The following is a 24,655-nucleotide window of genomic DNA, read 5'->3' as shown; positions in this document are numbered from 1 at the left end:
GAACCTTGCCACAGTGATCCACAGCACAGTGTGAGCGGAAGGGGTGGCGCCGATGGTGGTCCGCGCGCCGGCACGTCGCCGGACGTCGATACGCAGCAGCTCTGTGCTCCTGCACGCGGTGATGGCGGCGGCGGGGATGGTCATGGTGCTGTTCCTGCTGGCCCATATGTACGGGAACCTCAAGGTCTTCTCCGGCGCGGAGGCGTTCGACGGCTATGCCGCCCACCTGCGCACGCTGGGAGAGCCGTTCCTGCCACGTAGCGGGGCGCTGTGGATCCTCCGCATCATCCTGCTGCTCAGCGTGCTCGCCCACACGGGCGCGGCGTTCGTGCTCTGGCACCGCATGCGTGCCGCGACCGGCGGCCGCGGCAGCCGCCGCTACGTGACGAAGAAGGCTCCTCGCGGGGTCCAGCGGACGTACTCCTCGTTCACGATGCGCTGGGGCGGGATCGTGATCGGGCTCTTCGTGATCTATCACCTCCTGCACCTGACGGTGAATGTGATCGCCCCGGGCGGCGCCTCCGACAGCCCGTACCAGCGCATGGTGGGCGGATTCTCGATCTGGTGGGTGACCCTGACCTATCTGATCGCCCTGCTGGCACTCGGCGCGCATCTGCGGCACGGGGTCTGGAGCGCCTTCGCCTCCCTGGGCGTCAATACCGGCGTGCGGCGGCGACGGCACCTGAACCAGGTGGCGTACCTGGTCACAGGTGTGGTCATCCTGGGCTTCCTGCTGCCACCGCTGGCGATCCAGTTCGGGATGGTGACGTGATGAGTGCTCTGTTCACGGTGGGTGACCCTGTGGTCGACACCCAGGCCCCCGACGGGCCGATCCAGGGCCGCTGGGACGCGCGGCGCTTCGAGGCGAGCCTGATCAGCCCGGCGAACCGCCGCAGACGCTTCGTGATCGTCGTGGGCAGCGGCCTGGCCGGCGGCTCCGCCGGGGCGACCCTGGGCGAGGCCGGCTATCGAGTGGAGGTGTTCTGCTACCAGGACAGCCCGCGCCGTGCGCACTCGATCGCCGCCCAGGGCGGCATCAACGCCGCGAAGGACTATCGCAACGACGGCGACAGCATCCGCCGCCTCTACTACGACACCGTCAAGGGCGGCGACTACCGTGCACGCGAGTCGAACGTCTACCGCCTGGCCCAGGTCAGCGAGGCGATCATCGACCAGGCCGTGGCGCAGGGGGTGCCCTTCGCCCGCGAGTACGGAGGGCTGCTGAGCACCCGCTCCTTCGGCGGCGTGCAGGTCTCCCGGACCTTCTACGCCCGCGGGCAGACGGGCCAGCAGCTCCTGCTCGGCGCCTACCAGGCGCTGGAGCGGCAGATCGAGGCGGGCACCGTCGCGATGCACACCCGCCACGAGATGCTCGAGGTCATCGTCATCGAGGGCAGGGCCCGTGGCATCGTCGTGCGTGACATGGTCACCGGGGAGATCGAGACGCACCTGGCCGATGCGGTCGTGCTCGCCTCGGGAGGCTATGGCAACGTCTTCCACCTCTCGACCAATGCAATGGGCTGCAACGTCACCGCGACCTGGCGCGCCCACCGCAAGGGCGCCCTCTTCGCCAACCCCTGCTTTACCCAGATCCACCCCACCTGCATCCCGGTCAGCGGCGAGCACCAGTCGAAGCTGACCCTGATGAGCGAGTCACTGCGCAACGACGGACGGATCTGGGTCCCCGTCCAGAAGGAGGACGCGCGGGACCCGCGCGAGATCCCCGAATCGGAGCGCGATTACTACCTGGAGCGGCAGTACCCCGCCTTCGGGAACCTGGTGCCGCGCGACGTCGCCTCCCGCGCCGCGAAGAACCAGTGCGATGCGGGGCACGGGGTCGGGCCCGGCGGTCGCGGCGTCTACCTCGACTTCGCCGACGCGCTCGACCGGCTGGGCCGGCGCACCGTGGAGGACAGGTACGGGAACCTGTTCGACATGTACCAGAAGATCACCGGCGAGGATCCCTACCAGGTGCCGATGCGGATCTATCCGGCGATCCACTACACGATGGGCGGATTGTGGGTCGACTATGACCTGCAGAGCTCACTGCCGGGGCTCTTCGTCATCGGCGAGGCGAACTTCTCCGACCACGGCGCGAACCGCCTCGGCGCCAGCGCCCTCATGCAGGGCCTGGCCGACGGCTACTTCGTACTGCCCAACACCCTCACCGACTATCTCGCCTCCCACCCGCTGCCGCCCGAGATCGACGCCACCCATCCGGAGGCGCAACGAGCCGTGGAGGACGTGCGCGCCCGCATCGACGCACTGCTGGCGATCAAGGGCAGCCGCTCGGTGGACTCCTTCCACCGTGAGCTCGGGGCGATCCTGTGGGAGCACTGCGGGATGGAGCGCAGCGCGGAAGGCCTGCAGCGCGCGATCACCCAGATCCGCGCATTGCGGGAGGAGTACTGGAGCGATGTGCGGGTCACCGGCACGGGAGCGGAGTTGAACCAGACGCTGGAGCGGGCCGGGCGGGTCGCGGACTTCTTCGAGCTCGCCGAGCTCATGTGCATCGACGCGCTGCATCGCGAGGAATCCTGCGGTGCTCATTTCCGCACGGAGAGCCAGACCGAGGGCGGCGAGGCCCGGCGCATCGACGAGGACTTCACCTACGTGGCCGCCTGGGAGTTCACCGGGGACGACTCGCCGCCGAGGCTGCACCGGGAGCATCTCGAGTTCGAGCACGTCGAGCTGACGCAGAGGAGCTACACATGAGACTCACGCTGAACATCTGGCGCCAGGCGCACAGCGAAGCGACGGGCAGGATGGTCCCCTACCGGGTCGGGGACATCTCCCCGGAGATGTCCTTCCTGGAGGTGCTCGACGTGCTCAACGAGCAGCTCACCGCGGAGGGGGAGGACCCCGTCGCCTTCGACCATGACTGCCGCGAGGGCATCTGCGGGATGTGCGGCGTCGTCATCGACGGGATAGCCCATGGTCCCGAGTCGCTGACCACCACCTGCCAGCTGCACATGCGCCACTTCGAGAACGAGCAGGAGATCGACGTCGAGCCGTGGCGCGCCGGTGCCTTCCCGGTGCTCAAGGACCTCGTGGTCGACCGCAGCGCGCTGGACCGGATCGTCGCCTCCGGCGGCTTCATCACGGCGCAGACGGGGGCCGCCCCCGAGGCGAACTCCACGCCCGTGGCCCGAGAGGACGCTGATCGCGCCTTCGACGCCGCAGCCTGCATCAGCTGCGGAGCCTGCGTGGCCGCCTGCCCCAACGGCTCGGCATCGCTGTTCCTGGGGGCGAAGATCACCCATCTCGGTTCCCTGCCGCAGGGTCAGCCCGAACGCGACTCCCGCGCCGTGGCGATGAGCGAGCAGCATGATGCCGAGGGCTTCGGCGGCTGCACCCAGATCGGCGAATGCACGGCGGTGTGCCCCGCGGGCATCCCGCTGGACATGATCTCGCAGACCAGCTCCGATGTGCTCGGTGCGCTGTCCCGCGGGCACTTCTCCTGACCGGTGCTGGAGCGAAGCGACCACGTCAGCGACCGGGGCGGCTCCGACACGAACTCCGCGAACCACCCCACCCGAGTGATTCCCCCGGTAGCCTCGAAGCAGTGAGGAATCTTACATAGTCTCCCGAGTGTCGTACCTGCAGCAGGTCATCGTGCAGGGTCCGACGCGGATGCGCAGAGCAGCGTGAGGACGGTGCCGCCGGACCATCGGGCACCGATCCCACCGTCTCGGGATTCGCGACGAAGGGAGCCGCATGAACGCCCAGGACGCATCTCGAGATCGACCGCGAGGCGGGAAGATCGACGACTCCCTGATCGATGCCCTGATCGGGAGCCGGAGGCTGGTCACCCCCAGCGGGAGGATGTCCGAGGACAATCGCGAGCTCCACAAGCAGGGGGGACGCACCGCCGACTCGTTCTATCGGGAGCGCTGGTCCCACGACAAGGTGGTGCGCTCGACCCACGGCGTGAACTGCACCGGGTCCTGTTCGTGGCGGGTGTTCGTCAAGGACGGCGTGATCACCTGGGAGGCGCAGGCCACGGACTACCCCTCGGTGGGCACCGACATGCCGGAGTACGAGCCGCGCGGCTGCCCGAGAGGCGCCTCCTTCAGCTGGTACACGTACTCCCCGACCCGGGTGCGCTATCCGTATGTGCGCGCGGAGCTGATGCAGATGTTCCGCGAGGCCAAGGAGGCTGCGCCGGGCCGTGACCCGGTGCTGGCCTGGCAGTCGATCGTGGACGACCCGGAGAAGGCACGCCGATACAAGTCCCAGCGGGGCAAGGGGGGCCTGATCCGGGCCTCATGGGACGAGGCCGTCGAGCTGATCGCCGCAGCCCATGTGCACACCATCAAGGAGTACGGTCCGGACCGGATCGCCGGGTTCTCCCCGATCCCGGCGATGAGCCAGGGATCATTCGCGTCCGGTTCCCGGTTCCACCAGCTCATCGGCGCTCCGATGCTGAGCTTCTATGACTGGTATGCCGATATGCCCCTGGCCTCGCCGCAGGTGATGGGTGACCAGACCGACGTGCCGGAATCGGGAGACTGGTGGAACTCCTCATACCTGATCATGTGGGGCTCCAACGTCCCCCAGACCCGCACCCCGGACGCCCACTACATGATCGAGGCCCGCTACCACGGTCAGAAGGTCATCTCGGTCGCGCCCGATTACGCCGAGTCGGTGAAGTTCGCCGACCAGTGGCTGGCCCCGCATCCCGGCACCGACGCCGCACTCGCGATCGGCATGGGTCATACGATCCTGCGCGAGTTCTTCGTGGAGCGGACCACGCCGTACTTCGACAACTACGTCAAGCACTACACGGACCTTCCCTTCCTGGTGGCGCTGGATCGGCGCGAGGACGGCTCGCTGGTGCCCGGCAAGTTCGTCGTCGCCGCCGACGACGACATCGGCGCGGGCTCCGTGCACACCAGCGCGGACGCCGACTTCAAACCCATGATGCTGGACACGGTCACCGATGCGCCAGTGGTCCCCAACGGCACCGTCGGCCACCGCTACAACGACGAGGGCCTCGGGACGTGGAACCTCGAGCTCGGAGACATCGAGCCGGCGCTGACCATGCTGGGACGGCACGAGGACGTGGTCGAGGTCCTCGTGCCGCGCTTCGACACCCCCGGCGTCGAGGGCCGCGGTGATGCGGTCCGCGGCGTCCCGGTGCGCCGCTACGGCGACCGTCTGGTCACCACCGTCTACGACCTGATGCTGGCGCAGTACAACGTCGGCCGCGACGGCCTGCCGGGTCAGTGGGCGTCCGGCTACGACGATGCCGAGGCCCTGTGCACCCCGGCCTGGCAGGAGACCGTCACCGGCGTCCCCGCCGGGACGGCGGCGAAGATCGGTCGCGAGTTCGCCCAGAACGCGATCGACTCCGGCGGCCGCTCCATGATCATCATGGGCTCGGGCACGAACCACTGGTTCCATTCCGACACCATCTACCGCACCTTCCTGACGCTGACGATGCTGTGCGGCACCCAGGGCGTCAACGGCGGCGGCTGGGCCCATTACGTCGGGCAGGAGAAGGTGCGTCCGCTCACCGGATTCACCCACCTGGCGATGGCCCTGGACTGGTCGCGCCCGCCGCGCCAGGCGACACAGACCCCGTACTGGTACATCCACTCCGGCCAGTGGCGCTATGACCAGTTCGGGACCGACACCTTCGCCGCGACGACGGGCACCGGACGCTTCGCGGGCACCTCGATCGCCGACACGATCGCGCTCAGCCAGCGGCTCGGCTGGCAGCCGTTCTATCCCCAGTTCGACATCAACCCCCTCGAGGTCGCCGGCCGTGCCGCCGCAGCGGGGCAGGAGACGGTGCCGTACCTGGTCGACGCGCTGCAGAAGGGAGAGATCAACTTCGCGGCCGAGGATCCTGATGCGCCGCACAACTATCCGCGCATCTGGTCGGTCTGGCGCGCGAACACCCTCGGCTCCTCGGCGAAGGGGGAGCAGTACTTCTTCCGGCACGTGATCGGCACGGATGACGCCCTTGACGTCGAGGAGACCCCGGAGGAGTTCCGGCCCCGGGACGTGCGGTGGCGGGAGGACTCGCCCGCCGGCAAGATCGATCTGATGCTGACGCTGGACTTCCGGATGACCACGCACACCCTGCACTCCGACGTGATCCTGCCAGCATCGACCTGGTACGAGAAGCATGACCTGTCCACCACGGACATGCACCCCTACGTCAACTCCTTCAGCCCGGCGATCGAGAACCCCTGGGAGGCGCGCACCGACTGGCAGGCCTGGGAGACGATCGCGAAGAAGTTCAGCGAGCTGGCGGTGGAGCACCTGGGGACCCGGACCGATGTGGTCGCCCACCCGATGCAGCACGATTCGCCCGGCGAGCTGGCGACCCCTCACGGTCGCGTGCGGGACTGGAAGGCGGGCGAGTGCGATCCTGTGCCGGGCAGGACCATGCCGAACTTCATGGAGGTGGAGCGCGACTATGCGGCGATCCATGAGAAGTTCACCTCCGCCGGCCCGCTGCTGGAGACGCTGGGGATGACCACCAAGGGGCTCACCTTCGATGTCACCGAGCATGTCGAGCGCCTGCGCGGGCTCAACGGGACGGCACGCTCCGGGGTCGGAGCAGGGCAGCCGCTGCTGCGCACCGACCGGCAGGCCGCAGAGTTCATCCTCGCGCTGTCCGGCACCACGAACGGGAAGATGGCGACCGAGGGGTTCAAGACTCTGGAGGAGCGCACGGGAACCCGGCTGCACGATCTCTCGGCCGAGGCCGAGGGCAGGACCATCGAGTTCTCGGACACCCAGGCCTCTCCGCAGCCGGTGATCACCAGCCCGGAGTGGTCGGGATCGGAATCGGGAGGGCGTCGCTACAGCCCGTTCACCATCAACGTCGAGCGGATGAAGCCCTGGCACACGCTGACCGGGCGGCAGCACTTCTACCTCGATCACGACTGGATGCTGGAGACCGGTGAGGCGATGCCCGTGTTCCGCCCGCCGCTGAGCATGACGGCACTGTTCGGGGAGGTGGGCATCGGGGAGACCACGCACGACGGTGCCTCGCCCGGGATCAGCGTGCGGTTCCTGACCCCTCACAGCAAGTGGTCGATCCACACGACCTACGTCGAGACCTCGCCGATGACGAACCTGTCCCGCGGTGGGCAGACCATCTGGATGAGCGTCGAGGACGCCGAGGCGGTGGGGATCGCCGACAACGACTGGATCGAGGCGGTCAACCGCAACGGCGTCGTCGCGGCACGTGCGATCGTCAGCCATCGGATGCCGCAGGGCACCGCGTTCATGTACCACGCCCCGGAGCGGATCATCGGCGTACCGCTGACCGAGCGGGACGGGAAGCGCGGCGGCATCCACAACTCGCTGACCCGGCTGATGCTGAAGCCGTCGCACCTGATCGGCGGGTACGCCCAGCTCTCCTACGGCTTCAACTACATCGGTCCATCCGGGACGCAGCGGGACGAGGTCACCGTGATCCGCAGACGCACCGTCCCTGTCGAGTACTGAGCACCGCAGAACAGGAGGAGGAGCAATATGCGCGTCATGGCCCAGATGTCCATGGTGATGAACCTGGACAAGTGCATCGGCTGCCATACCTGTTCCGTGACCTGCAAGCAGGCATGGACCAACCGTGATGGCACCGAATACATGTGGTTCAACAACGTCGAGACGCGGCCCGGGCAGGGATATCCCCGCGGCTACGAGGACCAGGAGAAATGGAAGGGCGGCTGGGAGCTGGACAAGCGCGGCAAGCTCCGCCAGAAGGGCGGCGGCCGGCTCAAGAAGCTGCTGACCCTGTTCGCGAACCCGCTGCTGCCGGACCTCGACGACTACTACGAGCCGTGGACCTACGAGTACGACAACCTGCTGAACGCCCCGGCCCAGCAGAACATCCCCACGGCACCACCGAAATCCCAGCTCACCGGCAAGCCCATCGATATCCAATGGTCGGGCAACTGGGACGACGACCTCGGTGGCACGTACGCGAACAAGGACAAGGACCCCATGATCCGGGGGATCGAGGAGAAGGTCCAGCTCGAGTTCGACCAGACCTTCATGTTCTATCTGCCGCGGATCTGCGAGCACTGCATGAATCCCACCTGTGTGGCCGCCTGCCCGTCGGGTGCCATCTACAAGCGCAGCGAGGACGGCGTCGTGCTGGTCGATCAGGACGACTGCCGCGGATGGCGCATGTGCGTCTCCGGGTGCCCGTACAAGAAGGTCTATTTCAATCACAAGACCGGCAAGGCCGAGAAGTGCACCTTCTGCTATCCCCGGCTCGAGCTCGGGGAGCCGACCATCTGCGCCGAGACCTGCGTCGGCCGTCTGCGCTACATCGGCCTCGTCCTCTACGACGCCGACCGCGTCACCGACGCGGCATCGACGCCCGATGAGAAAGACCTCTACGAGGCGCAGAAGGACCTGATCCTCGACCCGCACGACCCGGAGGTGATCGCGGCGGCCGAGAAGGGCGGCATCTCCTACGACTGGATCCTGGCTGCGCAGAACTCCCCGATCTTCACGCTGATCAAGGAGTACGAGGTCGCGCTGCCCCTGCACCCGGAGTACCGCACTCTGCCGATGGTCTGGTACATCCCGCCGCTGTCGCCGGTGGTGGATTCCGTGGCCGACAGCGGCTTCGACGCCGAGGACGCCGACAATCTGTTCGCAGCGATCGACACCTTGCGGATCCCGGTCGAATATCTGGCGAACCTCTTCACCGCCGGTGATGTCCCGACCGTGGAGCGAGTGCTCTACCGCATGGCCGCGATGCGCTCTTATATGCGCGATGTGGACCTCGGCAGGGAGCCCAAGGAGGGCATCGCCAACGCCGTCGCCATGACGGGCGAGACGATGCGGGACATGTATCGACTGCTCGCGATCGCCAAGTACGACGAGCGCTATGTCATCCCGCGAGGCCACGGCGAGTCCGCCCACAACCTGGAGGGCGTCGGCACCGACTGCCCTCTGAACAGCGAGGGAGGGCCCGGGATGGCGGCGGAGGCCGAGGGCGCGGGCATGGCCGGGCCCGGATATGCGAGCAAGCGCGAGGAGGGCAACGTGCCGAGTCCTGGCGAAGGACGGGTCAACCTGCTGAACTGGGATGGCAAGGGCCTTCCGCAGGGACTGTTCCCCGAACCGACCGCCGGGGGTGCCTGATGGGACTGCTCTCCCGCCTGCTCGAGCGCCGAGGCGCCGAGGTGCCCTTGGCACAGAAGCAAGATCCTCTGCATGCCTCCGGCCTGTCCGACGCAGAGCTGCGGGCCACCTGGATCTGTGCCTCCTGGCTGCTCGGGTACCCCGACGCCGACCTGCTCGGAAAGGTCGACGTGATCCGCCGGCTCGCCGAGGATCTGCCCGAGCAGACGGGGTCCGGCCTGCTCGCCGGCCTCGATGCGATCGGAACGCTTCCGCTGGGCGAGCTGCAGTCCCGCTATGTCGACACCTTCGACACCCGTCGCCGCGGGTGCCTGTACCTGACGTACTTCAGCCAGGGGGACACGCGGCGCCGAGGCATGGCCCTGGTGCGGATCAAGCAGGACTTCCGTGCCGCGGGGGCCGAGGTCGGGAGCAACGAGCTGCCCGATCATCTGCCCACCGTGCTCGAGTTCGCCGCCGGGTACGACGCGGAGCGGGGAGCGAAGATCCTGCGCACCAACCGGCCCGGCCTGGAGCTGCTGCGGATTCACCTGCAGGAGATCGACTCGCCCTGGCACGGCGTCCTCGACGCGATCTCGGAGACGCTGCCTCCGCTGGACGTGGAGGACCGCGAGGCCGTGATGCGTCTCGCGGCCGAAGGACCCGATGACGAGACCGTCGGGCTCGACGGCTACGGGCAGGACGAGGACGCCGCCGCGGTCGCCGCCCACACCATGGCCGCCCCGTCCTCCTGCGATCACGAGGCTACCGCAGGCGCCGTCCCGATCGAACTGACGAAAGGCCCCCGACGATGAGTGAGGACACGACGCTGGACATCCTGCTCTGGACGGTCCTGCCCTACTTCGTGCTGGCGATCTTCATCCTCGGGCACGTGTGGCGCTTCCGCACGGACCAGTACACGGTCACCAGCCGGTCCAGTCAGCTCTACGAGTCCAAGCTGCTCCGGTTCGGCTCGCCCCTGTTCCACTACGGCATCATCGCCGTCTTCTTCGGGCATCTGATGGGGCTGCTGATCCCGCAGCGGTGGACCGACGCGATCGGCATCACCGAGTCGATGTACCACTGGGGAGCTTTCGGCATGGGGATCGTCGCCTCGGCGGTCGCCGCCGGGGGCATCATGATCCTCGCCTGGCGACGCACCACCAACGACCGCGTGAAGACCGTGACCCCGTTCGGCGACAAGATCATGTTCGGCCTGCTGGGGCTCTCCATCCTGCTGGGGATCCTGGCGACCCTGTTCAACCTCCAGAGCTCGTACAACTATCGGGAGGGGCTGTCGATCTGGTTCCGGAACTTCTGGACCCTGAATCCGGATCCCTCCCTGATGGCAGCGGCGCCGTTGTTCTTCCAGCTGCATGTGCTGATGGCGCTGGTGCTGTTCGCGATCTGGCCCTTCAGCCGTCTGGTCCACGCGTTCACCATCCCGTTCGGCTACCTGAACCGCCCGTACATCCTGTATCGCTCCCGGGATGACTCCGAGCGGAAGCCGCGTCCGGGTTGGGCGAAGAGCGACATCCCCGAGGTGCCGGGGCCTGCGGCGGCAGGGCGACGAAAAAAGACCTGAGCCGCGCCATCGTCCGGAAACGATGACACGGCCCAGGCCGATGGTCGGGCTGACAGGATTTGAACCTGCGACCCCCTGACTCTGTGCCAATCAAGGGTAGATGCCCTGGTAGTACGGAGAACGCGCAGGCAGTTGACGGTTTTGCGCGCTCGAGAACTTCACGGAGATTCCTGGGTGTGACCGCCAAATCCCGCCTCTTGCGGTCACCTTAGCGGTCACTTCTCGAAGATTCCGGCCGCCGCAGAGACCACAGCCTCGGTGCTCGTCACGGCCGTGTACCGCTGCCGGTTGACCGCCGCCGTGTGGCCGAAGAGCCGGGTGCGGGTCGCCTCGGGAAGCACGTCGTACAGCAGCGTGTTGTTCGTGGTGCGCCAGGAGTGCCCCCGCTCGTACTCGAACATCTCGATGTGGAGCTGCTCGGCGAGCTCTCGGTAGAGCGCCGCGAGCTTCCGATCACGGTTGCGGGGGTCCCATACCTTCGCTTGGTCGGTCGGCGAAGGGAAGAGCCACGGACTCCCAGAATCCAGCCGCGTCGCGAGACGCTTACTGACCGCGGGAGCAAGGACAGGTACTGGACGGCCCGTACGCGTCTTCGTGGCATCCGGGGGCAGTTCGACGATGAAGGTGCCGGAGGCGTCCGCGTGGCAGTCCTCCGTGGGCCTCATGCACAGCTCGGAAGTGCGCAGCCCCGTCGTAGCTTGCGCAAGCACGATGTCGATGCATGCGGCCCGCTCGATCACCCGTTGCTCCCGCGTCCACCGTCCGCGCTTCGGCGCTTCCACATCCTCCGGGTCGGCGGCGAGTAGGTACTCGATGGCCGCGCGGTACTGCTCTGCGGTCAGCGCCCGCCCGCCCCGCGAGTATGCCGGCTTCTTGGCCCCGGACAGGTCGAGGTCCAGATCCATGAGGGGGTTGTACTCGATTACCTCGTCCACGCGCAGCGGCGCCGCCAGGTACTTCTTCGCGACCGTCTTGGCATGCTTCGCGTTGACCGCACCGTGCAGTCTCCCGATCTCCTCCAGGCACGAGGTCAGGGCCCGGGGCCGCATCGCCTCTCGCAGCGAGAGACCGGCCAACGCATGGGCGTGCTTGCATGTCTCGTCTTCGCACTCGCCGCGCAGTAGCCGGTAGGCCAGTTCGTAACGTCTCGTGGTGCTGTCGGCGAGACGCTCGGCACGAATAGCCGGGAGGGTGACCGTGTCCAGGTAGTCGAGGGTCTTGCTGGTGCCCTTCCATCCACCGTCGCCGGAACCACTCAATAGGTCTGCAGCCCTCGCCCTCGCTCGAGCCCTGACCTTGCCCTTCGCCGGCCCCTGGGTGAGCGGGCGCATGAGCCGTCCGCTATGAAGCCGAATCGACCATCGCAAAGCGAAACCGTCGCGGTACGGGAATACCTGAGCCCTGTCGATGCTGTGTTCCCCGGGTTCCAACCTGGTGGTCGCGGCTCGGGACATGCTCCGATCTCCTCTCGTCGTCCACATCAGCCTAAGCCGCGATCGTCGTCGGCGTAGTTCCCCTGTACTGACCCCGCCGGGAGATCAGTAGTCCGCGAGCAGGGAGATGAACTGTCCGCTGACGAGGAGACCAACCGTCCGCCCACAGGGAGGCAACTCCATCCCGTCACATGGCACCCCGCAGGGGTCTGGAGCAGCCTGAACCAGGAGGACTTCGCGTTAAGCACCATGCTCCCGGCTGTGCCCGCCGTTACCTCCGCGACATGTCCCGTGAGTCCTCGCCCCCGCCCACTGATGTGAGCACGAGGGGCCGAGTCGCGGCCCCAGTCAGATCCGGAGGACATGATGCCCCGCAAGACACAGCCCCGCGAAGGCGCGACGATCGACGACCTGCTCACCGCCCGCGAAGTGGGAGAGATACTCGGGCTCTCCGCAGGCACACTCGCGAATTGGCGGAGCCTCGGGATCGGCCCCACCAACTTCAAGGTCGGTGGGCGCGTCAGGTACCGTGCCTCAAGCGTCAACGACTGGATCGCAGAGCAGGAGCATGACGCCGTCGGCTGATCGCCACGCGTCGGGCCGGTACTCAGTGGCGAACCGGACCTCCTTGGACGTCCCGGCGGCACTGATCGATGAAGGCCTGAGTCGTGTGGGGCCAAGGGGCAGGATGCGTGCACTGCTCGCTCCGGCCCGAGGACTCAGAGGGAGATGCCATGGGTGCAGAGCTCGACACCACGTCCTCGCATATCCCTGCGATCAGCCCCGAGGACGTCCAGAGCGTCGGGGACCTCCTGACATCCAGTCGGTCCGCAGAGACGCGCCGCTCTTACGCCTCCGCCATCCGCACTTTCACCACGTGGTGCCGCGAGCGCGGATACCGCAGCTTCCCGGCCTCACCCGAAGTGATCGCGGCCTTCATCGCCTACCGCTCGAATACCGTGTCCCATGCAACGATCTCCCGAGATGTTGCAGCGATTTCTGCCGCGCATCGCGACGGCGGGCTTGAAGACGCCACGGCTCACCATGGTGTCCGCCTCGCCCTACGATCGGTGGGGCGAGCCAACGGCACTGCACCCAGTCGAAGAGCCGCGCCCCTTACTACCGCTTCAATACGCCGCATGATTCGCCTACGTCGCCCGCGGAACCGCCGAAGGCAAAAGCAAACGCGACATCATCCGCTGCCTGAAGCGCTACGTCATTCGCGAGGTCTACCACCTCATCAAGATCAACCCCAGAACCGGCGAAATCGCGAGTTGACAACTATAGGAGCGTCAACGCCCTAACCTCGATGTTTCATCGGGTTGGTGAGCGGGGGCGGTCGGCGTCGTTGCCGATGCTCAGCTGCTGATTCTGGCATCTGGGTGTGACAGATTGTCGCAGTGTCCGTTGCGGGCGGTCGGGTTCCACTCCCGAGAAGGTGCTGGGGGCCGTAGGGACAGGTGGAGCCGCCTGGTCAGGTCTGCGCGACGGCGGTGCGGAGCCGGTTGACGCCGGTCAGGACCTTAATGGCTTCGGGAGCGTGCTGGGCGAGGTGGAGGATCTTGCGCCGGGCACGGCGCACGAGGATCGCGGGGACCTCGAACAGCCGCGCGCGAAGTCGTTTGGGCTCCCACTTCCTCGCATCAGTACTGGTCAGCGCGATGGTCTGCATCCAGGCGACCAGCTCGGAGGCGAGCTGGATGATCTGGCACCAGATCTGGTTCTGCGCGAATCCCTGCAGCGGGAACTTCTCAAGGCCCATGTCCTTGGCGTTACGGATCCGATCTTCGCAGCGCGCTCGGCGACGGTGTCTCAGCTCCAGGGTCGGCAGCTGGCCGCGCGGGGTGTTGGTCGCGAACGCGGTGATCCGCATTCCTTCGTGGTCGGTGATCCGCAGCTGCGCTCCGGGGTGGGGGCGCTCCTTCCGCACGATCACCCGCATCCCCGCAGGCCAGCCGGTCAGGTCCAGCAGTCCGGTCAGCTCCGCCACGAATGCCCCATCGCGGACGCCATCGTCGTCACTGTCATAGGCGGGGGTCCACGCCGCGGCCTCGTCGATGCGTTTCAGCAGGTCAGGCGTGTTTGCGGGGAGGGTGAACCCGACGGAGTAAGCCAGCCGCCGTCTGGTCAGCCACTGGAGGAAGTCCTTGGTGCCGCCGGCTCCATCGGTGCGGATCAGGACCTTCTTCGATCCCTGCCCACCCCGGACAAGCGGGCCCGCAGGCAGCTGAGCGAGAGCCTGACGGGTGACGGTGATGTGATCGGCAGCCGTGTTGGACCCGGCGTTGCCGGGACGGAGCTGGATCGCCAACGGCTCCCCGGTCCCGTCGCTGCCGTGGTCCAGGAACGCGCACAGGGGGTGAAAGCCGTAGCCACGTTTGAAGTTGGGTGCGGCCTGCTCCTTCTCGCTGTGGGCGGTGATCAAGGTGGCGTCGAGGTCGATGACCAGCGGCTTCTTTGCGCTGGCCGCCGCAGCCGGGGAATGGTCGCCGGCCAGGACCCATGCCCGCTCTCGCGCAACCCGGCGGGCCTGGGAGATCGCTTCGATCACGGCAGGAGCGTCCTGGGCGAGCGCGGTGAGTATGCGGGAGATCGTCGGAGCCGAGGCGACGTCACCGAACACTCCCGGCTCGCACCGCAGCAGATCGGTATCCGAGGCGACCTCCCCGCCCACCGCGAGAGTCATCGCCAGGTCCAGCAAGACCTTCGCCGCGTGGTGCTCTGCCAGCGGTTTCGTCCACGGATCCAGTGCTTCGCGCAGCGAGCGGGCGAGGCCGGTGGCACCGATCGTGTCGGTCAGTAGCACCGCGCCGGCATGCGACACCGCCGGGACCTCGGCGATGTCCACTCGCGGTCGGGGGTAGAAGAACAAGGTAGGGTGGGACACCTGAAAGGTGCTCCTTCCGCCAGATCGATACGAGCTTCAACACCCCGTATCATTCCAGGTCAGGAGCACCTTTCTCTATGCCGTCCGCCGGTCGGGACCACACCACCATGAAATACCGAGGCTAATGGAGAGCGTGAACGGCCTGTACAAGACCGAATGCATCCGCACCACCATCTTCCACGGCGGGCCGTTCAGGACGCTCGCGGACGTCGAGTTCGCGACCGCTGGCTGGGTCGACTGGTACAACAACAGGCGCCTCCACGGCTGCCTCGGGATGCTCACCCCGATAGAGTTCGAGACGCTCCGCTACGAGGCCCTCACCCGAGAGCCCGAACCTGCAAAGTAGCGGCAGAGAACCTGGGATGCTTCAGTCGTGAGTGTTCGTGGAGGCCAGCCCCGTGGTTGGCCTACAGGAATGCTTACATCCGGTTCATTCCGTTTTTGGCGCTCCGAGCACACTACGTTCCGGTGAGAAATTCCATCTAGGAATGGGGACGATATTTCGGCGCCGTGCTTGGCCGCGAGGCCCGCTCGGGTGCGTTCATTTGACGACGCGGGCTCGTGACCGGTCCATCGAAAGCGCCACCGCGATCACGATAAGCGCGCCATACACGATCTGCTCGTAGGCCGGCGGGACGCCCAGGATGCTCATCCCCACCCGCAGCACGCCGATGATCAGCGCACCCACGACAGTTCGAAGTGGGCCACCGATACCGCCGGTGATCGCCGTGCCACCGACGATGACAGCAGCGATCGCGGGCAGCAGAAGCGCGTCAGCAAGGGTCGGGGCACCGCTGTACTGGGATGAGGACAACACAATCGCAGCCAGCGCCGAGAAGAACCCCGCGGTGCCGAAGGCAATGATCCGTGCTCGGCGGGTTCGGACCCCCGACATGAAAGCCGCACGTTCGGCGAGCCCGATGGTGTGTAGCGAATTGCCGCGCGCCAGGAACGACATGAGCACCAATACGACGACCACGACGAACATTGTCATCCAGAAGCTCATTGCCACCCCGACGAACCGCGTGCCAGTCAGCCAACCGATAAGCGGGTAGTTCTCGCCGATCGAGACGGTCGAGGCGCCCGAGATGCCCAGTGCTACCCCCGACCACAGGCCCATCGCGCCAAGAGTCACGACGAAGGACGGGATCTGCGCGTACGCGGCGATGAAACCGTTGAGGAGGCCTGCGCCGGTGATGCACGCGATCATGAGGATGATGCCGACCATCCCTAGGGGATCGATCCACGATGCCAGCAAAATGGTGCCGAGCGAGGCGAGTACCGCGAGCGAGAGGTCGATGCCACCGGTGAGGATGACGAACATCTGCCCGAGTGCGAGCAGGATGATCGGTACCGAGCTCTCGGCCAGCGTGCGCAAGCTGGTGCCGCTGAGGAACGTAGGCTCGCGCAGGCTCACCGCCAGCACGAGCCCGATCAGCATGATCAGTGGCAATGCGGTGACGACCGTGCTTCTGGATACGAGTGCTCGGCCGACGCGACGTTCAGGCGTCGCAACCTCCACCTCCGTCTGAGCCATCAGACCATCGCCTCCACAAGTTGAATCTGGGTCGGTTTGTTGCCGGGGCCCGCGGGGAACTCGGCGGTGATTGCACCATCGCGGAACACCACGACGTGGTGGCTCAGCGCAATGGTTTCCTCCAGCGTGTCGGCGAGGAGGACGATCGCCAGGCCCTCGGCGCACGCCTCGCGGACGAACGTGAACACATCCTCCTTCGCCCCGACATCGAGCCCTCGAGTCGGGTGGTCGAGTATGAGCACCTTGAGCTTCGGCGAGCTCAGCCACTTAGCCAGAACGACCTTCTGCTGGTTGCCACCACTGAGGTTGGCGACATCGACGTGTGGCGTCGGCGTTTTGATCTTCAGCCGGTCGGTCCACTCGGCGACCAGCGCCGAACGTCGCGAGGGCACGACGACGCCTGCGGTGCTCACGGTGCTTGGGTCGGCCAGCACGATGTTTTGTTCGACGGACAATCCCATCGCCACACCTTCGGTGCGCCGCTCGGCGGGGACGTAGCCGATACCGACGTCGACGGCGTCCGGCGGCGAGCTGAAGTGCACCCGGGAGTTGTTGAGCAGGACCTCCCCCGAGTCGAAGTGTTCGGCGCCGAAGAGACTGCGGCACAGGCCTTCGCGACCAGAGCCGACCACGCCGGTGAGGCCGAGGACTTCACCAGCACGCACCTTGAGGTTGATGTCGCGGAAAGAATTGTCGCGGTTGAGCGCGTTTATCTCGAGCACCACGGGGGCGTCCTCGGTGATCGCCAGCTGCTCGTCCTCGCGGTAGTAGCCACCGCTGGACTCGCGCCCGACCATCAGCCTGTAGAGCTCGTCGACGTGGACTGTCTTGGGGTCCCGTTCGGCCACGACCTTGCCGTCCTTCATGACGTAGACGCGGTCCGAGACGCGCAGCACCTCGTCTAGGCGGTGGGAGACAAAGACGACCGAGGCGATTGAGCGCAGTCGCTCGACCTGTTCGAACAGCGTCTCGAGATCGTCGCCGTCGAGCACCGAGGTCGGTTCGTCGAGGATGATCACCGGCTCATTGTCTGAGCGTTCCTCCACGCCCAGCGCCTTGGCGAGCTCGACAAGCTGACGCTGGGCGAAGGTGAGCGACTCGGTCTTATCGGTCGGCTTGATCGAGGACTGGATCTTGTCCAGCTGTCGCTGGGCACGCCGGTTGATCTCGCCCCAGCGGTAGATGCCGGCGCGCACCGACGAGCCCTCGGAACCGAGCAGGATGTTCTCTGCGACGGAAACCGTCCCGATGAGCGACTGTTCCTGGTGGACCATCCCGATACCGGCGTCGGCTGCCGCACGCGGGGTACGTAGCCGGATCGGGTCGCCGCCCAGCTTCATGACTCCCTCATCCGGTTGGTAGACGCCGGAGAGGATCTTCAACAAGGTGGACTTCCCGGCACCGTTCTCGCCAATAAGGCCGACGACCTCATGCGGCCGGAGCTCCATGCTCACTGAGTCCATCGCGAGGACGCCGGGGAAACGCTTGGACACGTTCTCGAGAGAAATCACGGGCTGGCTCATTTAATGACCCTTGTCCTGTTGCGCAGGTGCCAACCGGTGCCGGCGACCGCGACGACGATGATGGCACCTTGCAGCGATACCTGTATGTACGGTGGCACGCCGACGAGGATGAGTCCGTTGGCCAGCGTGGCGATGATCAGTGCACCGATAACGGTTTGCAGCACGCCGCCGCGACCGCCGGCGAGCAGGGTGCCGCCGATGACCACGGCGGTGATGGTGGCGAACATCTGGCCGGCGCCGATCTGGACGTCTCCCACACCGAGGCGCATCGAGGCCATGGCCCCGCCGAGCCCGGCGGTTGATCCGGAGATGACAAAGGCCAGCGTCTTGTACTTGGGGATGGAGATGCCTGACAGCCGCGCAATGGACTCGTCGCCGCCGATGACGTAGGCGTAGCGCCCTGCCCGGGTGAAACGTTGGATCCCGTAGCCGATGAGGACGACCAGCAGCGCGATAAAGACGAGCTTGGAGACCCCGAGCCACTGGCCCAGGCCCCAGCTACGCACTCCTTCGTCAAGCAACTGCGGGGCTCGGCCGGCGAAGAGCACGGTGGCGATACCCGTGCCGATCGCTCCGACGCCCAGCGTCACCATGAACGAGGGGATTTTCAGCCGGGTGTGCAGCACCCCGTTGACCAGCCCGAACAGCGCGCCGACCCCGGCACCGGCGAGAACGGCAAGCATGCCGAAGTCGTTGTCGTTGCGATCGTTGGCGGCCAGCAGCACGACGACCATCGATGATGTCGCCATGACGCCCTCGGTCGACAGATCGATGCCGCCGAGCAGGATGACGAAGGTCATACCGACCGCCATGACGAGGAGGATCGACGACTGGTTGGCGATGCCACCGAGGTTCGCGGCGGTGAAGAATCGGTCGCTCAACAGGGCGAACAACACGATCAGCGCCACCAGCGCGACCGGCGGGCCGATGTTGACCAGCCGGCGAGCCCAGCCCCTTAGGGTGGATCGTCCCGGTTGTATAGTGGCCGCCTCCGAGGGAGGTGCGGGACTCTTAGGGACCTGTGGTCCTTGCGACATCATTGGCCTTTCGTCAGTGCCGTCCGTGGTTTGGTGGACCGGGCCGCGGACGGCACTATTTCTCTGAGTCGAGCGAACAGGCCTACTCGATCGGTGCCGTGATCCGAAGGAACGGGTCGTCGATGTCGGCCTGGAGCTCTTCGGCCGTTGGCGCCGCCATGTGCTCGGCGACGTTCTCCTGCGTCACGAGGAACTGGGTACCGTAGAAGGCCCGCTGCTCCGGAGTGGCGGCGGCGACGTCAAACTCGCCGATGGCGGCCCTGTAGGCGAGTACCAGCGGCACCGCACCCTGCCACCAGGCATCGGTCGTCACGGTGGCGAGGTATCCGTTCTCACCAGACTCGATCTCGTCCAGAGCCTCGGGGACGGCGTCGACACCCACGAGGGGAACTTCGCCGCCACCGCGACCGGCGGCCTTGATCGCCTCCAGCGCGCCGAGGGCCATGTTGTCGTTGGCCGCCCAGATGCCCTGGACCTCCTCGCCATGCTTGGTCAGCAGGGTCTGGGTGACTTCGAAGCCGGTGTTGCGGTCCCACTCTGCGGTCTGCTCATCGAGCAGCTCGATGCCGGGGTACTCTTCCAACGCCTTCTGCAGACCTTCAAAGCGCTGCTGTGCCGGGACGTTGTCGAGGATGCCCTGGAGTGCGATGATGCCGCCTTCGCCGCCCATCTCATCGAACAGTGCGGTGGCAATCTGGTAGCCACTCTCGATGCCGTCGAAGGAGACGTGCGCAACCCAGTTTTCGCCAATATCCGCCGGCATCAGGTCGTCCGGCTTGTTCCACTGCGTCACGACGTAGCCTCCGGCGTCAGCCACGGCGCGCACAATCGCTTGGGTGTCCGATGAGGTGTTCGGATCGACATTCAGTGCGATGGTCTGACCGGACGCGAGCAGCGAACGGATCTGGGAGAGTTGCTTCTGGGAATCCCCGTCATCACTGAGGACGGTCAGCTCCTGGCCAATGGATTCAGCGAAGATTTCCGCGCCTTCGACCCAGTTGGCGTGGTACGGGTTGGACAGCGATCGGATCGCCAGCACGAGCTGGACGTCGCCGTCGGAGCCGGCTGCCGGCTCATCTCCGCCGCCGCTCGTCGAGGAGCATGCCGCGAGCGAGAGTGCCGCGATCGCGGCGGACACGGTCCTGCGAGTGTACTTAGGCGTGTTGTGAAGGGAGAGCATTCGTACCTCCAACGTCATTGGTGGGGCCTGTCGGATGTCCGCGAGACAGCCAGCTGGGCGAGGGTGGACGCTGCCCGATCGGGCAGTCCCTGAAGGCGGGTCGGTCACCCGGCGTCTGCCCTGGCCGACCCTTTCAAGCCTGGTTGGGCGAGCGCCGAGAATTTCTCTTCGCGACATCGCGAAAAGCTTGTAGTGATACTACTCGCTATCAGGGGGATGTCAAGCTTCCGTGCTGGCTGACGGAAACTGTCTGCGAGCCGGTTTAGGCGCACCTCCAACTGTCCGGCACTGTTCCTAGGTCTTGTGCCGCTGCCATTTGAAGTCGAAAGGATGGCCGGTATACCGGAGAAATTCGATCTCTAGTGACGCGCGAGGGGCGCGGGCTCGTGCGCGGGCGCCAGCAGGGGCACCCCGACCTGACCTCGGCAATAATCGCGATTGCGCGCCCGCAGCGCCCGTGCTCAGATAGTGGAATGCAGAGGAGCGCCGCCCGCCGATCCCCACCGCAGCGGAATCGCCACGGACCTCACCGGGCCTGGCTGCTAGGTCAGACCGCGGTGTAACCGCCGTCGGCGGAGAGCACGGTGCCGGTGATGAATGATGCGGCATCGCTGGCGAGAAATACGACGCTGGGAGCGATCTCCTCGGGCAGCGCGACGCGCTGCTGCGGGGTGTCCTCGACCCAGTAGCGCTGGAACTCGGGCTGATCCACAGGGGACATCTCGGTTTTCACGTAGCCGGGGGCCACGGCGTTCACGCGGATGTTCAGGGGAGCCCATTCCACTGCGAGTGACTTAGTGAGGTGATGCACCGCTGCCTTGGATGCGTTGTAGGCCGGCTGCCACTGGGGTCGGTTGACGATGAACCCGGACATTGACCCGATGTTCACAACCGAGCCACCCCCGATTTTCACCATGTGCTCGCCCACCGCTCGGGTGGTGCGCCACAGGGCCTTCACATTCAGGTTGAACACGTCATCCCACTCCTGCTCGGTGACGTCGAAGGCGGGATTGTGAATGCAGGTGCCTGCGTTGTTGACGAGGATGTCGATCCGGTCGGCGGCCTCGATCGTCTCGGTGACCATGCGTTCGATGTCAGCGGCGTCGGTGATATCCGCTGTGATGGCATTCACGGTGATGCCGTCCGCGGCGAACTCGCCCATCACGGCGCGGTTCCGCTCGGCATTGCGGGCCGCGATCACTACAGATGCGCCGGCTTCGGCGAGGCTTCGGGCGAAGGCCTTACCGAGGCCCTGGTTGCCGCCTGTGACCAGGGCGGTACGGCCGGTGAGGTCAAAAGGGTTCTTCATGGTGTTCCTCCGTGAATTCTAGAGCACTGCGGGTTGTAAGGTGGTGACTCCAATAACACTACGCGAGCGGTGACTCCAAGACCAGCAACGCTGTTGCCGAGGCCGCGGAGTGCATTCCGCGCTACGCGAGTTGATCCACTTGTGCGGGCCAAATATCTGCGGGATGCGTTCAGCATCCGAGCTCATCACTGCAGAAGTCGCCGCCATCTCGTCGCCCACACGGAGCAGCTCCAAGCCCCGCGCAAACGAAAATGGCGACAAGGTCAAGACTTCATGCAGCTAGGACTACGAAGGCAGCAGGAGAGAGCTCCGAGAACCGAGCAACTCGACGTCCGAACAGATGATGCAGCAAGCTGTGTTCTACCCGAGTACGTCGAGGAGTTGGGCGACCGCAGCTTCCGTCGCTCGACGCACACTTGAATCCGTGAACCCGCCGACGTGTGGCGTCATAACGGTCCGCGGGTGGGACAGCAGAGCGTCGAGCTCCGGCGGCTCCTGATCGAAGGCATCGATGGCATAGCCGCTGATCGCACCGGAATCGAGTGCGCGGTGCATGGCGATCGGGTCGACAAGAGCTGCGCGCGCCGTATTGACGACGATCGCCCCCTTGGGCAATAGGCCCACCCTCTTGGCGTCAAGCATGGGACCGTCGGGTGACGGCGGTACATGGAGACTGAGCAGGTCAGATCTGCTGAGGAGCAGGTCCAGGTCGCTCACGGACTCGTGCTGAAAAAGGCCGGTCGCAAACGGGTCATGGAACGCGACGGAGGCGCCCAGGGCCGTGAAGAGGTCGGCGACGCGTCTGCCGATCGCGCCGTAGCCGACGATGCCGACGCAGATATCACCGATCTCGCGGCCCTTGGAACGGTCCCAGCGTCCGTCGCGGAGAGCAGAGTTTCCCTGCGGAATGCTACGGAGCAACGACAGCCCGTGGGCGACGGCAAGCTCAGCCACGCCTTGAGCGTTGGCCCCGGGCGCAGTGCGAACCTCAATGCCACAGCGCTTGGCAGCCTCGAGATCGATGCTGTCTGCACCGACCCCATTGCGCGCGATGATGCGAAGTGAGCTCGCGGATTCGAGCACGTCTGCAGAAATGCGCTCCACCCCGGCGAGCCAGCCTACGACCTCGCCGGTGGAGAGCAGTGACGTGAGCTCCGCCGGGTCCGGGACCTCGCCAGCCGGCGCGGCCACCAACTCGAACTGCGCTCGGCGCAAGGGCTCGAGCTCCGCGACGGTGTCGACGCCGGCGGAGGTAAGGGACCGCGGCGTGATGAGGATTCTCCCGCGCCCCCTCATCGGGTTGCTCCAGCGATCTCGGCCAGCTGGTCGAAAGTGGGACCGGAAGTGGGGATGTCGACTTGGAAGACTTCGCTGATCACCTGCGTCCAGCCGTGCAGGAAGTACACCCATCCATCCTCGACGTGGAGGCCAAGAGCACTCTCCTGAGCCCGCGCCTGGTCGAGGAACATGAGGTTGCCGCGGTAGTTGAGGTCCCACACCAGTGCACCCTGGGGGAAGACCGCAGCGTCGGTGAGAGGTGACCCGGGAGCGTCTTTGCCGAGGCCCGTGGCGTTGATGACCACGCTACCCGGGGAGAGAGCGGCGAGAACGGCGTCGTTGTCGGCGGGATCCGGTGTGTGGACGAGTTCGAGAGGAACCTCGATTCCGGCCTGCTCATGGACCTCCTTGAACCGCTCTAGCCGCGGAGTGCTACGGTTGGAAACTACCGTGCGGGAGGGGCGGTCCGCTCCCTTCCCTTCCTGGCCCAAGTGCCAATCGATCGCGATGGCGGAACCACCGGCGCCCATGATGAACACCTCCGCCTCGGTGCTCGCAAAATGGCCGTTAGGGATGAAGGCATCGAGTGAATGGCCGGAGGAGAAGGGGTCCTTCGCACTTGCCTGAAGCAAGCCGTCCCGCTTGGCCAGGCAACTGACCTCTCCCATCAGCTCGGCCAACGGGTCGACGCTGTCGAAGAGATCCTCGGCCGCGTGGAAGAGGTCAATCTTGTGAGTGGTGACGAGTCCGCCGAGGCTGAGCGGGTCCTTCTTGAGGAACTCCACGACTGTGCGGTAGTGATCGCGCGGAGCGTGCAGCTCGAGGTCGATGCCGACCATCTCGATGTCCCCAAGACCAAGTGCCTCAGCCCAAGCGGGAAAGACTCTGCGGATCGACGACTTTCCCGTGGTCACACCGACGAAGTAGAACGTCGGCTTGGTCGCAGGCTGAAGAGTGTCATAGGTGTAAGTGAGTGGCATGGCAGTCCCTATCGTCCTGGTGCGCTGCACCGTGCGTACATGCGCCGTGGCATTGCTCAGAGAGTGGTGGCGGTATAACCGCAGTGGTCAGGATTCGGGACCTGACTCCAGCTGTCGCCGTCCTTGACGATGAGTGTGCGCATCCCGCCGGCCCGCTCGATGAGCGAGTAGTCCTGGCCAGCGTCCGCTGCGTAGCTGAACAGCGTCACGAAGGGTTCGTTTCCCACATTGACGCTGCGGTGAACCCAGTGGCCGGGAACGTTCACTGCCTTGCCTGGTGTCAGCTCGATGGCGACTGAGTCTCCTTCGACGGTGTCAAGGAGCATGATGCCGTGCCCGCTGAGGCAGTGGTAGAGCTCAGCGCGGTCGGCGACGGCGTGGAGATGGCCGCGAGTCACGGCGAACTCACTGCCCACCTGCCCCGGCAGAAGTGCACTCGTGCCGACGATGAGAGCACCGGGGCTTGAGTCGTACTTCTGTTCATGGACGACGTAGACGAGCTCGTCAGCACCTCGTTCACGCACCTGGGCTGCGAAATCCTCGGAATCTCGATAAACGCCTTTGAGGTCGCCGAGGCGCTTCTCGTAGATCCGCGAGGCTCCAGTCATCACCCCGTCCGCTGAGATATCAACAGTTACCGGCTGGTGGATAGACATCGTAGTCCCCTTTCGCGTAGATGTAGTGAGACTACAGCAAACTTCCGCTTCGAGCGACCCCGGGGTCGTGGCGGAGGCGCGGCGAGGCTCCACCACGGCTCCGTTGCGCCCGAGTGGCTGGCATGCCCAGTCTGGAACGGTGAACGGT

The 24,655-nt window shown here is 65.9% G+C and carries 18 protein-coding genes and 2 pseudogenes; 10 read left to right on the top strand and 10 right to left on the bottom strand.

What is annotated here, in order from left to right:
* Nucleotides 1–103 precede the first annotated feature (103 nt).
* From CFK38_RS11775 to narI, 7 genes are all read left to right on the top strand, one after another.
* Entirely contained in the window at nt 104–772 is a 669-nt protein-coding gene (locus tag CFK38_RS11775) for a succinate dehydrogenase cytochrome b subunit (protein ID WP_218192313.1), read from the top strand.
* Nucleotides 772–2,715, top strand: a complete 1,944-nt coding sequence (locus tag CFK38_RS11770) for a fumarate reductase/succinate dehydrogenase flavoprotein subunit (RefSeq protein ID WP_096803239.1) — start codon at nt 772–774, stop codon at nt 2,713–2,715. The genes CFK38_RS11775 and CFK38_RS11770 overlap by 1 nt, the downstream gene beginning before the upstream one ends.
* A complete protein-coding gene (locus tag CFK38_RS11765) occupies nt 2,712–3,464 on the top strand; it encodes a succinate dehydrogenase/fumarate reductase iron-sulfur subunit (RefSeq protein ID WP_096803238.1) in 753 nt (250 codons plus the stop codon). The genes CFK38_RS11770 and CFK38_RS11765 overlap by 4 nt, the downstream gene beginning before the upstream one ends.
* Before the next feature lie 253 nt (nt 3,465–3,717).
* Nucleotides 3,718–7,470: a nitrate reductase subunit alpha gene (locus tag CFK38_RS11760; protein WP_096803237.1), complete on the top strand. Its 3,753-nt coding sequence runs from the start codon at nt 3,718–3,720 to the stop codon at nt 7,468–7,470.
* A 27-nt stretch (nt 7,471–7,497) separates the two neighbouring features.
* Nucleotides 7,498–9,123, top strand: coding sequence for a nitrate reductase subunit beta (gene narH, locus CFK38_RS11755; protein WP_096803236.1), 1,626 nt, complete (start codon nt 7,498–7,500; stop codon nt 9,121–9,123).
* The gene (gene narJ / locus CFK38_RS11750; RefSeq protein ID WP_096803235.1) at nt 9,123–9,917 is read left to right on the top strand and encodes a nitrate reductase molybdenum cofactor assembly chaperone; all 795 of its coding nucleotides are present in this window, start codon (nt 9,123–9,125) and stop codon (nt 9,915–9,917) included. The genes narH and narJ overlap by 1 nt, the downstream gene beginning before the upstream one ends.
* A complete protein-coding gene (gene narI / locus CFK38_RS11745) occupies nt 9,914–10,687 on the top strand; it encodes a respiratory nitrate reductase subunit gamma (protein WP_096803234.1) in 774 nt (257 codons plus the stop codon). Before narJ ends, narI begins: the two co-directional genes overlap by 4 nt.
* A 215-nt stretch (nt 10,688–10,902) precedes the next feature.
* On the opposite strand, the gene CFK38_RS11740 is transcribed toward narI, so the two are convergent.
* Nucleotides 10,903–12,018 carry a site-specific integrase gene (locus tag CFK38_RS11740; RefSeq protein WP_157773482.1) on the bottom strand — a complete coding sequence of 372 codons (1,116 nt, stop codon included), beginning with the start codon at nt 12,016–12,018 and terminating at the stop codon, nt 10,903–10,905.
* Nucleotides 12,019–12,486: 468 nt separating this feature from the next.
* On the opposite strand from CFK38_RS11740, the gene CFK38_RS11735 reads away from it, so the two are divergent.
* Both CFK38_RS11735 and CFK38_RS11730 read left to right on the top strand, forming a co-directional pair.
* Nucleotides 12,487–12,705 carry a helix-turn-helix transcriptional regulator gene (locus CFK38_RS11735; protein ID WP_245348803.1) on the top strand — a complete coding sequence of 73 codons (219 nt, stop codon included), beginning with the start codon at nt 12,487–12,489 and terminating at the stop codon, nt 12,703–12,705.
* Nucleotides 12,706–13,266: 561 nt separating this feature from the next.
* Nucleotides 13,267–13,398 (top strand): annotated as a pseudogene (locus CFK38_RS11730) (IS110 family transposase); the annotation flags it as partial.
* 196 nt (nt 13,399–13,594) lie between these two features.
* Here CFK38_RS11730 and CFK38_RS11725 read toward each other — a convergent pair.
* On the bottom strand, nt 13,595–15,007 hold the full coding sequence (locus tag CFK38_RS11725) for an IS1380 family transposase (protein WP_096801454.1): 1,413 nt from the start codon (nt 15,005–15,007) through the stop codon (nt 13,595–13,597).
* A 121-nt stretch (nt 15,008–15,128) separates the two neighbouring features.
* On the opposite strand from CFK38_RS11725, the pseudogene CFK38_RS11720 reads away from it, so the two are divergent.
* Nucleotides 15,129–15,353: pseudogene (locus tag CFK38_RS11720) on the top strand (integrase core domain-containing protein); the annotation flags it as partial.
* A gap of 195 nt (nt 15,354–15,548) precedes the next feature.
* Here the strand turns inward: CFK38_RS11720 and CFK38_RS11715 are convergent.
* The 8 genes from CFK38_RS11715 to CFK38_RS11680 form a co-directional block, all read right to left on the bottom strand.
* Nucleotides 15,549–16,544 (bottom strand): ABC transporter permease, encoded by a 996-nt coding sequence (locus CFK38_RS11715; protein ID WP_096803232.1) that lies wholly within the window; start codon nt 16,542–16,544, stop codon nt 15,549–15,551.
* The gene (locus tag CFK38_RS11710; RefSeq protein ID WP_096803231.1) at nt 16,544–18,067 is read right to left on the bottom strand and encodes a sugar ABC transporter ATP-binding protein; all 1,524 of its coding nucleotides are present in this window, start codon (nt 18,065–18,067) and stop codon (nt 16,544–16,546) included. The genes CFK38_RS11715 and CFK38_RS11710 overlap by 1 nt, the downstream gene beginning before the upstream one ends.
* A complete protein-coding gene (locus tag CFK38_RS11705; protein ID WP_218192312.1) occupies nt 18,064–18,975 on the bottom strand; it encodes an ABC transporter permease in 912 nt (303 codons plus the stop codon). The genes CFK38_RS11710 and CFK38_RS11705 overlap by 4 nt, the downstream gene beginning before the upstream one ends.
* Nucleotides 18,976–19,186: 211 nt before the next feature.
* Nucleotides 19,187–20,242, bottom strand: a complete 1,056-nt coding sequence (locus CFK38_RS11700) for a sugar ABC transporter substrate-binding protein (RefSeq protein WP_157773481.1) — start codon at nt 20,240–20,242, stop codon at nt 19,187–19,189.
* Nucleotides 20,243–20,831: 589 nt separating this feature from the next.
* Nucleotides 20,832–21,593 carry an SDR family NAD(P)-dependent oxidoreductase gene (locus tag CFK38_RS11695; RefSeq protein ID WP_096803229.1) on the bottom strand — a complete coding sequence of 254 codons (762 nt, stop codon included), beginning with the start codon at nt 21,591–21,593 and terminating at the stop codon, nt 20,832–20,834.
* 360 nt (nt 21,594–21,953) lie between these two features.
* Nucleotides 21,954–22,889 carry an NAD(P)-dependent oxidoreductase gene (locus CFK38_RS11690; protein ID WP_096803228.1) on the bottom strand — a complete coding sequence of 312 codons (936 nt, stop codon included), beginning with the start codon at nt 22,887–22,889 and terminating at the stop codon, nt 21,954–21,956.
* Nucleotides 22,886–23,851 carry a shikimate dehydrogenase family protein gene (locus CFK38_RS11685; RefSeq protein WP_096803227.1) on the bottom strand — a complete coding sequence of 322 codons (966 nt, stop codon included), beginning with the start codon at nt 23,849–23,851 and terminating at the stop codon, nt 22,886–22,888. Before CFK38_RS11685 ends, CFK38_RS11690 begins: the two co-directional genes overlap by 4 nt.
* A gap of 56 nt (nt 23,852–23,907) precedes the next feature.
* Nucleotides 23,908–24,507 (bottom strand): glucose-6-phosphate isomerase family protein, encoded by a 600-nt coding sequence (locus tag CFK38_RS11680; RefSeq protein ID WP_096803226.1) that lies wholly within the window; start codon nt 24,505–24,507, stop codon nt 23,908–23,910.
* Between the last annotated feature and the right edge of the window lie 148 nt (nt 24,508–24,655).

The sequence above is a fragment of the Brachybacterium vulturis genome (assembly GCF_002407185.1).
GTDB classification, from domain to species: Bacteria; Actinomycetota; Actinomycetes; order Actinomycetales; family Dermabacteraceae; genus Brachybacterium; species Brachybacterium vulturis.
The sequence above is the reverse complement of the archived record's forward strand: the minus strand, read 5'-3'. Positions and strand labels throughout refer to the sequence as shown.

Coding starts and splice junctions, on each gene's coding strand:
- CFK38_RS11770 (WP_096803239.1), top strand. CDS start 772: ATGAGTGCTCTGTTCACGGTGGGTGACCCTGTGGTCGACACCCAGGCC.
- CFK38_RS11765 (WP_096803238.1), top strand. CDS start 2,712: ATGAGACTCACGCTGAACATCTGGCGCCAGGCGCACAGCGAAGCGACG.
- CFK38_RS11760 (WP_096803237.1), top strand. CDS start 3,718: ATGAACGCCCAGGACGCATCTCGAGATCGACCGCGAGGCGGGAAGATC.
- narH (WP_096803236.1), top strand. CDS start 7,498: ATGCGCGTCATGGCCCAGATGTCCATGGTGATGAACCTGGACAAGTGC.
- narJ (WP_096803235.1), top strand. CDS start 9,123: ATGGGACTGCTCTCCCGCCTGCTCGAGCGCCGAGGCGCCGAGGTGCCC.
- narI (WP_096803234.1), top strand. CDS start 9,914: ATGAGTGAGGACACGACGCTGGACATCCTGCTCTGGACGGTCCTGCCC.
- CFK38_RS11740 (WP_157773482.1), bottom strand. CDS start 12,018: ATGCGCCCGCTCACCCAGGGGCCGGCGAAGGGCAAGGTCAGGGCTCGA.
- CFK38_RS11735 (WP_245348803.1), top strand. CDS start 12,487: ATGCCCCGCAAGACACAGCCCCGCGAAGGCGCGACGATCGACGACCTG.
- CFK38_RS11715 (WP_096803232.1), bottom strand. CDS start 16,544: ATGGCTCAGACGGAGGTGGAGGTTGCGACGCCTGAACGTCGCGTCGGC.
- CFK38_RS11710 (WP_096803231.1), bottom strand. CDS start 18,067: ATGAGCCAGCCCGTGATTTCTCTCGAGAACGTGTCCAAGCGTTTCCCC.
- CFK38_RS11695 (WP_096803229.1), bottom strand. CDS start 21,593: ATGAAGAACCCTTTTGACCTCACCGGCCGTACCGCCCTGGTCACAGGC.
- CFK38_RS11690 (WP_096803228.1), bottom strand. CDS start 22,889: ATGAGGGGGCGCGGGAGAATCCTCATCACGCCGCGGTCCCTTACCTCC.
- CFK38_RS11685 (WP_096803227.1), bottom strand. CDS start 23,851: ATGCCACTCACTTACACCTATGACACTCTTCAGCCTGCGACCAAGCCG.
- CFK38_RS11680 (WP_096803226.1), bottom strand. CDS start 24,507: ATGTCTATCCACCAGCCGGTAACTGTTGATATCTCAGCGGACGGGGTG.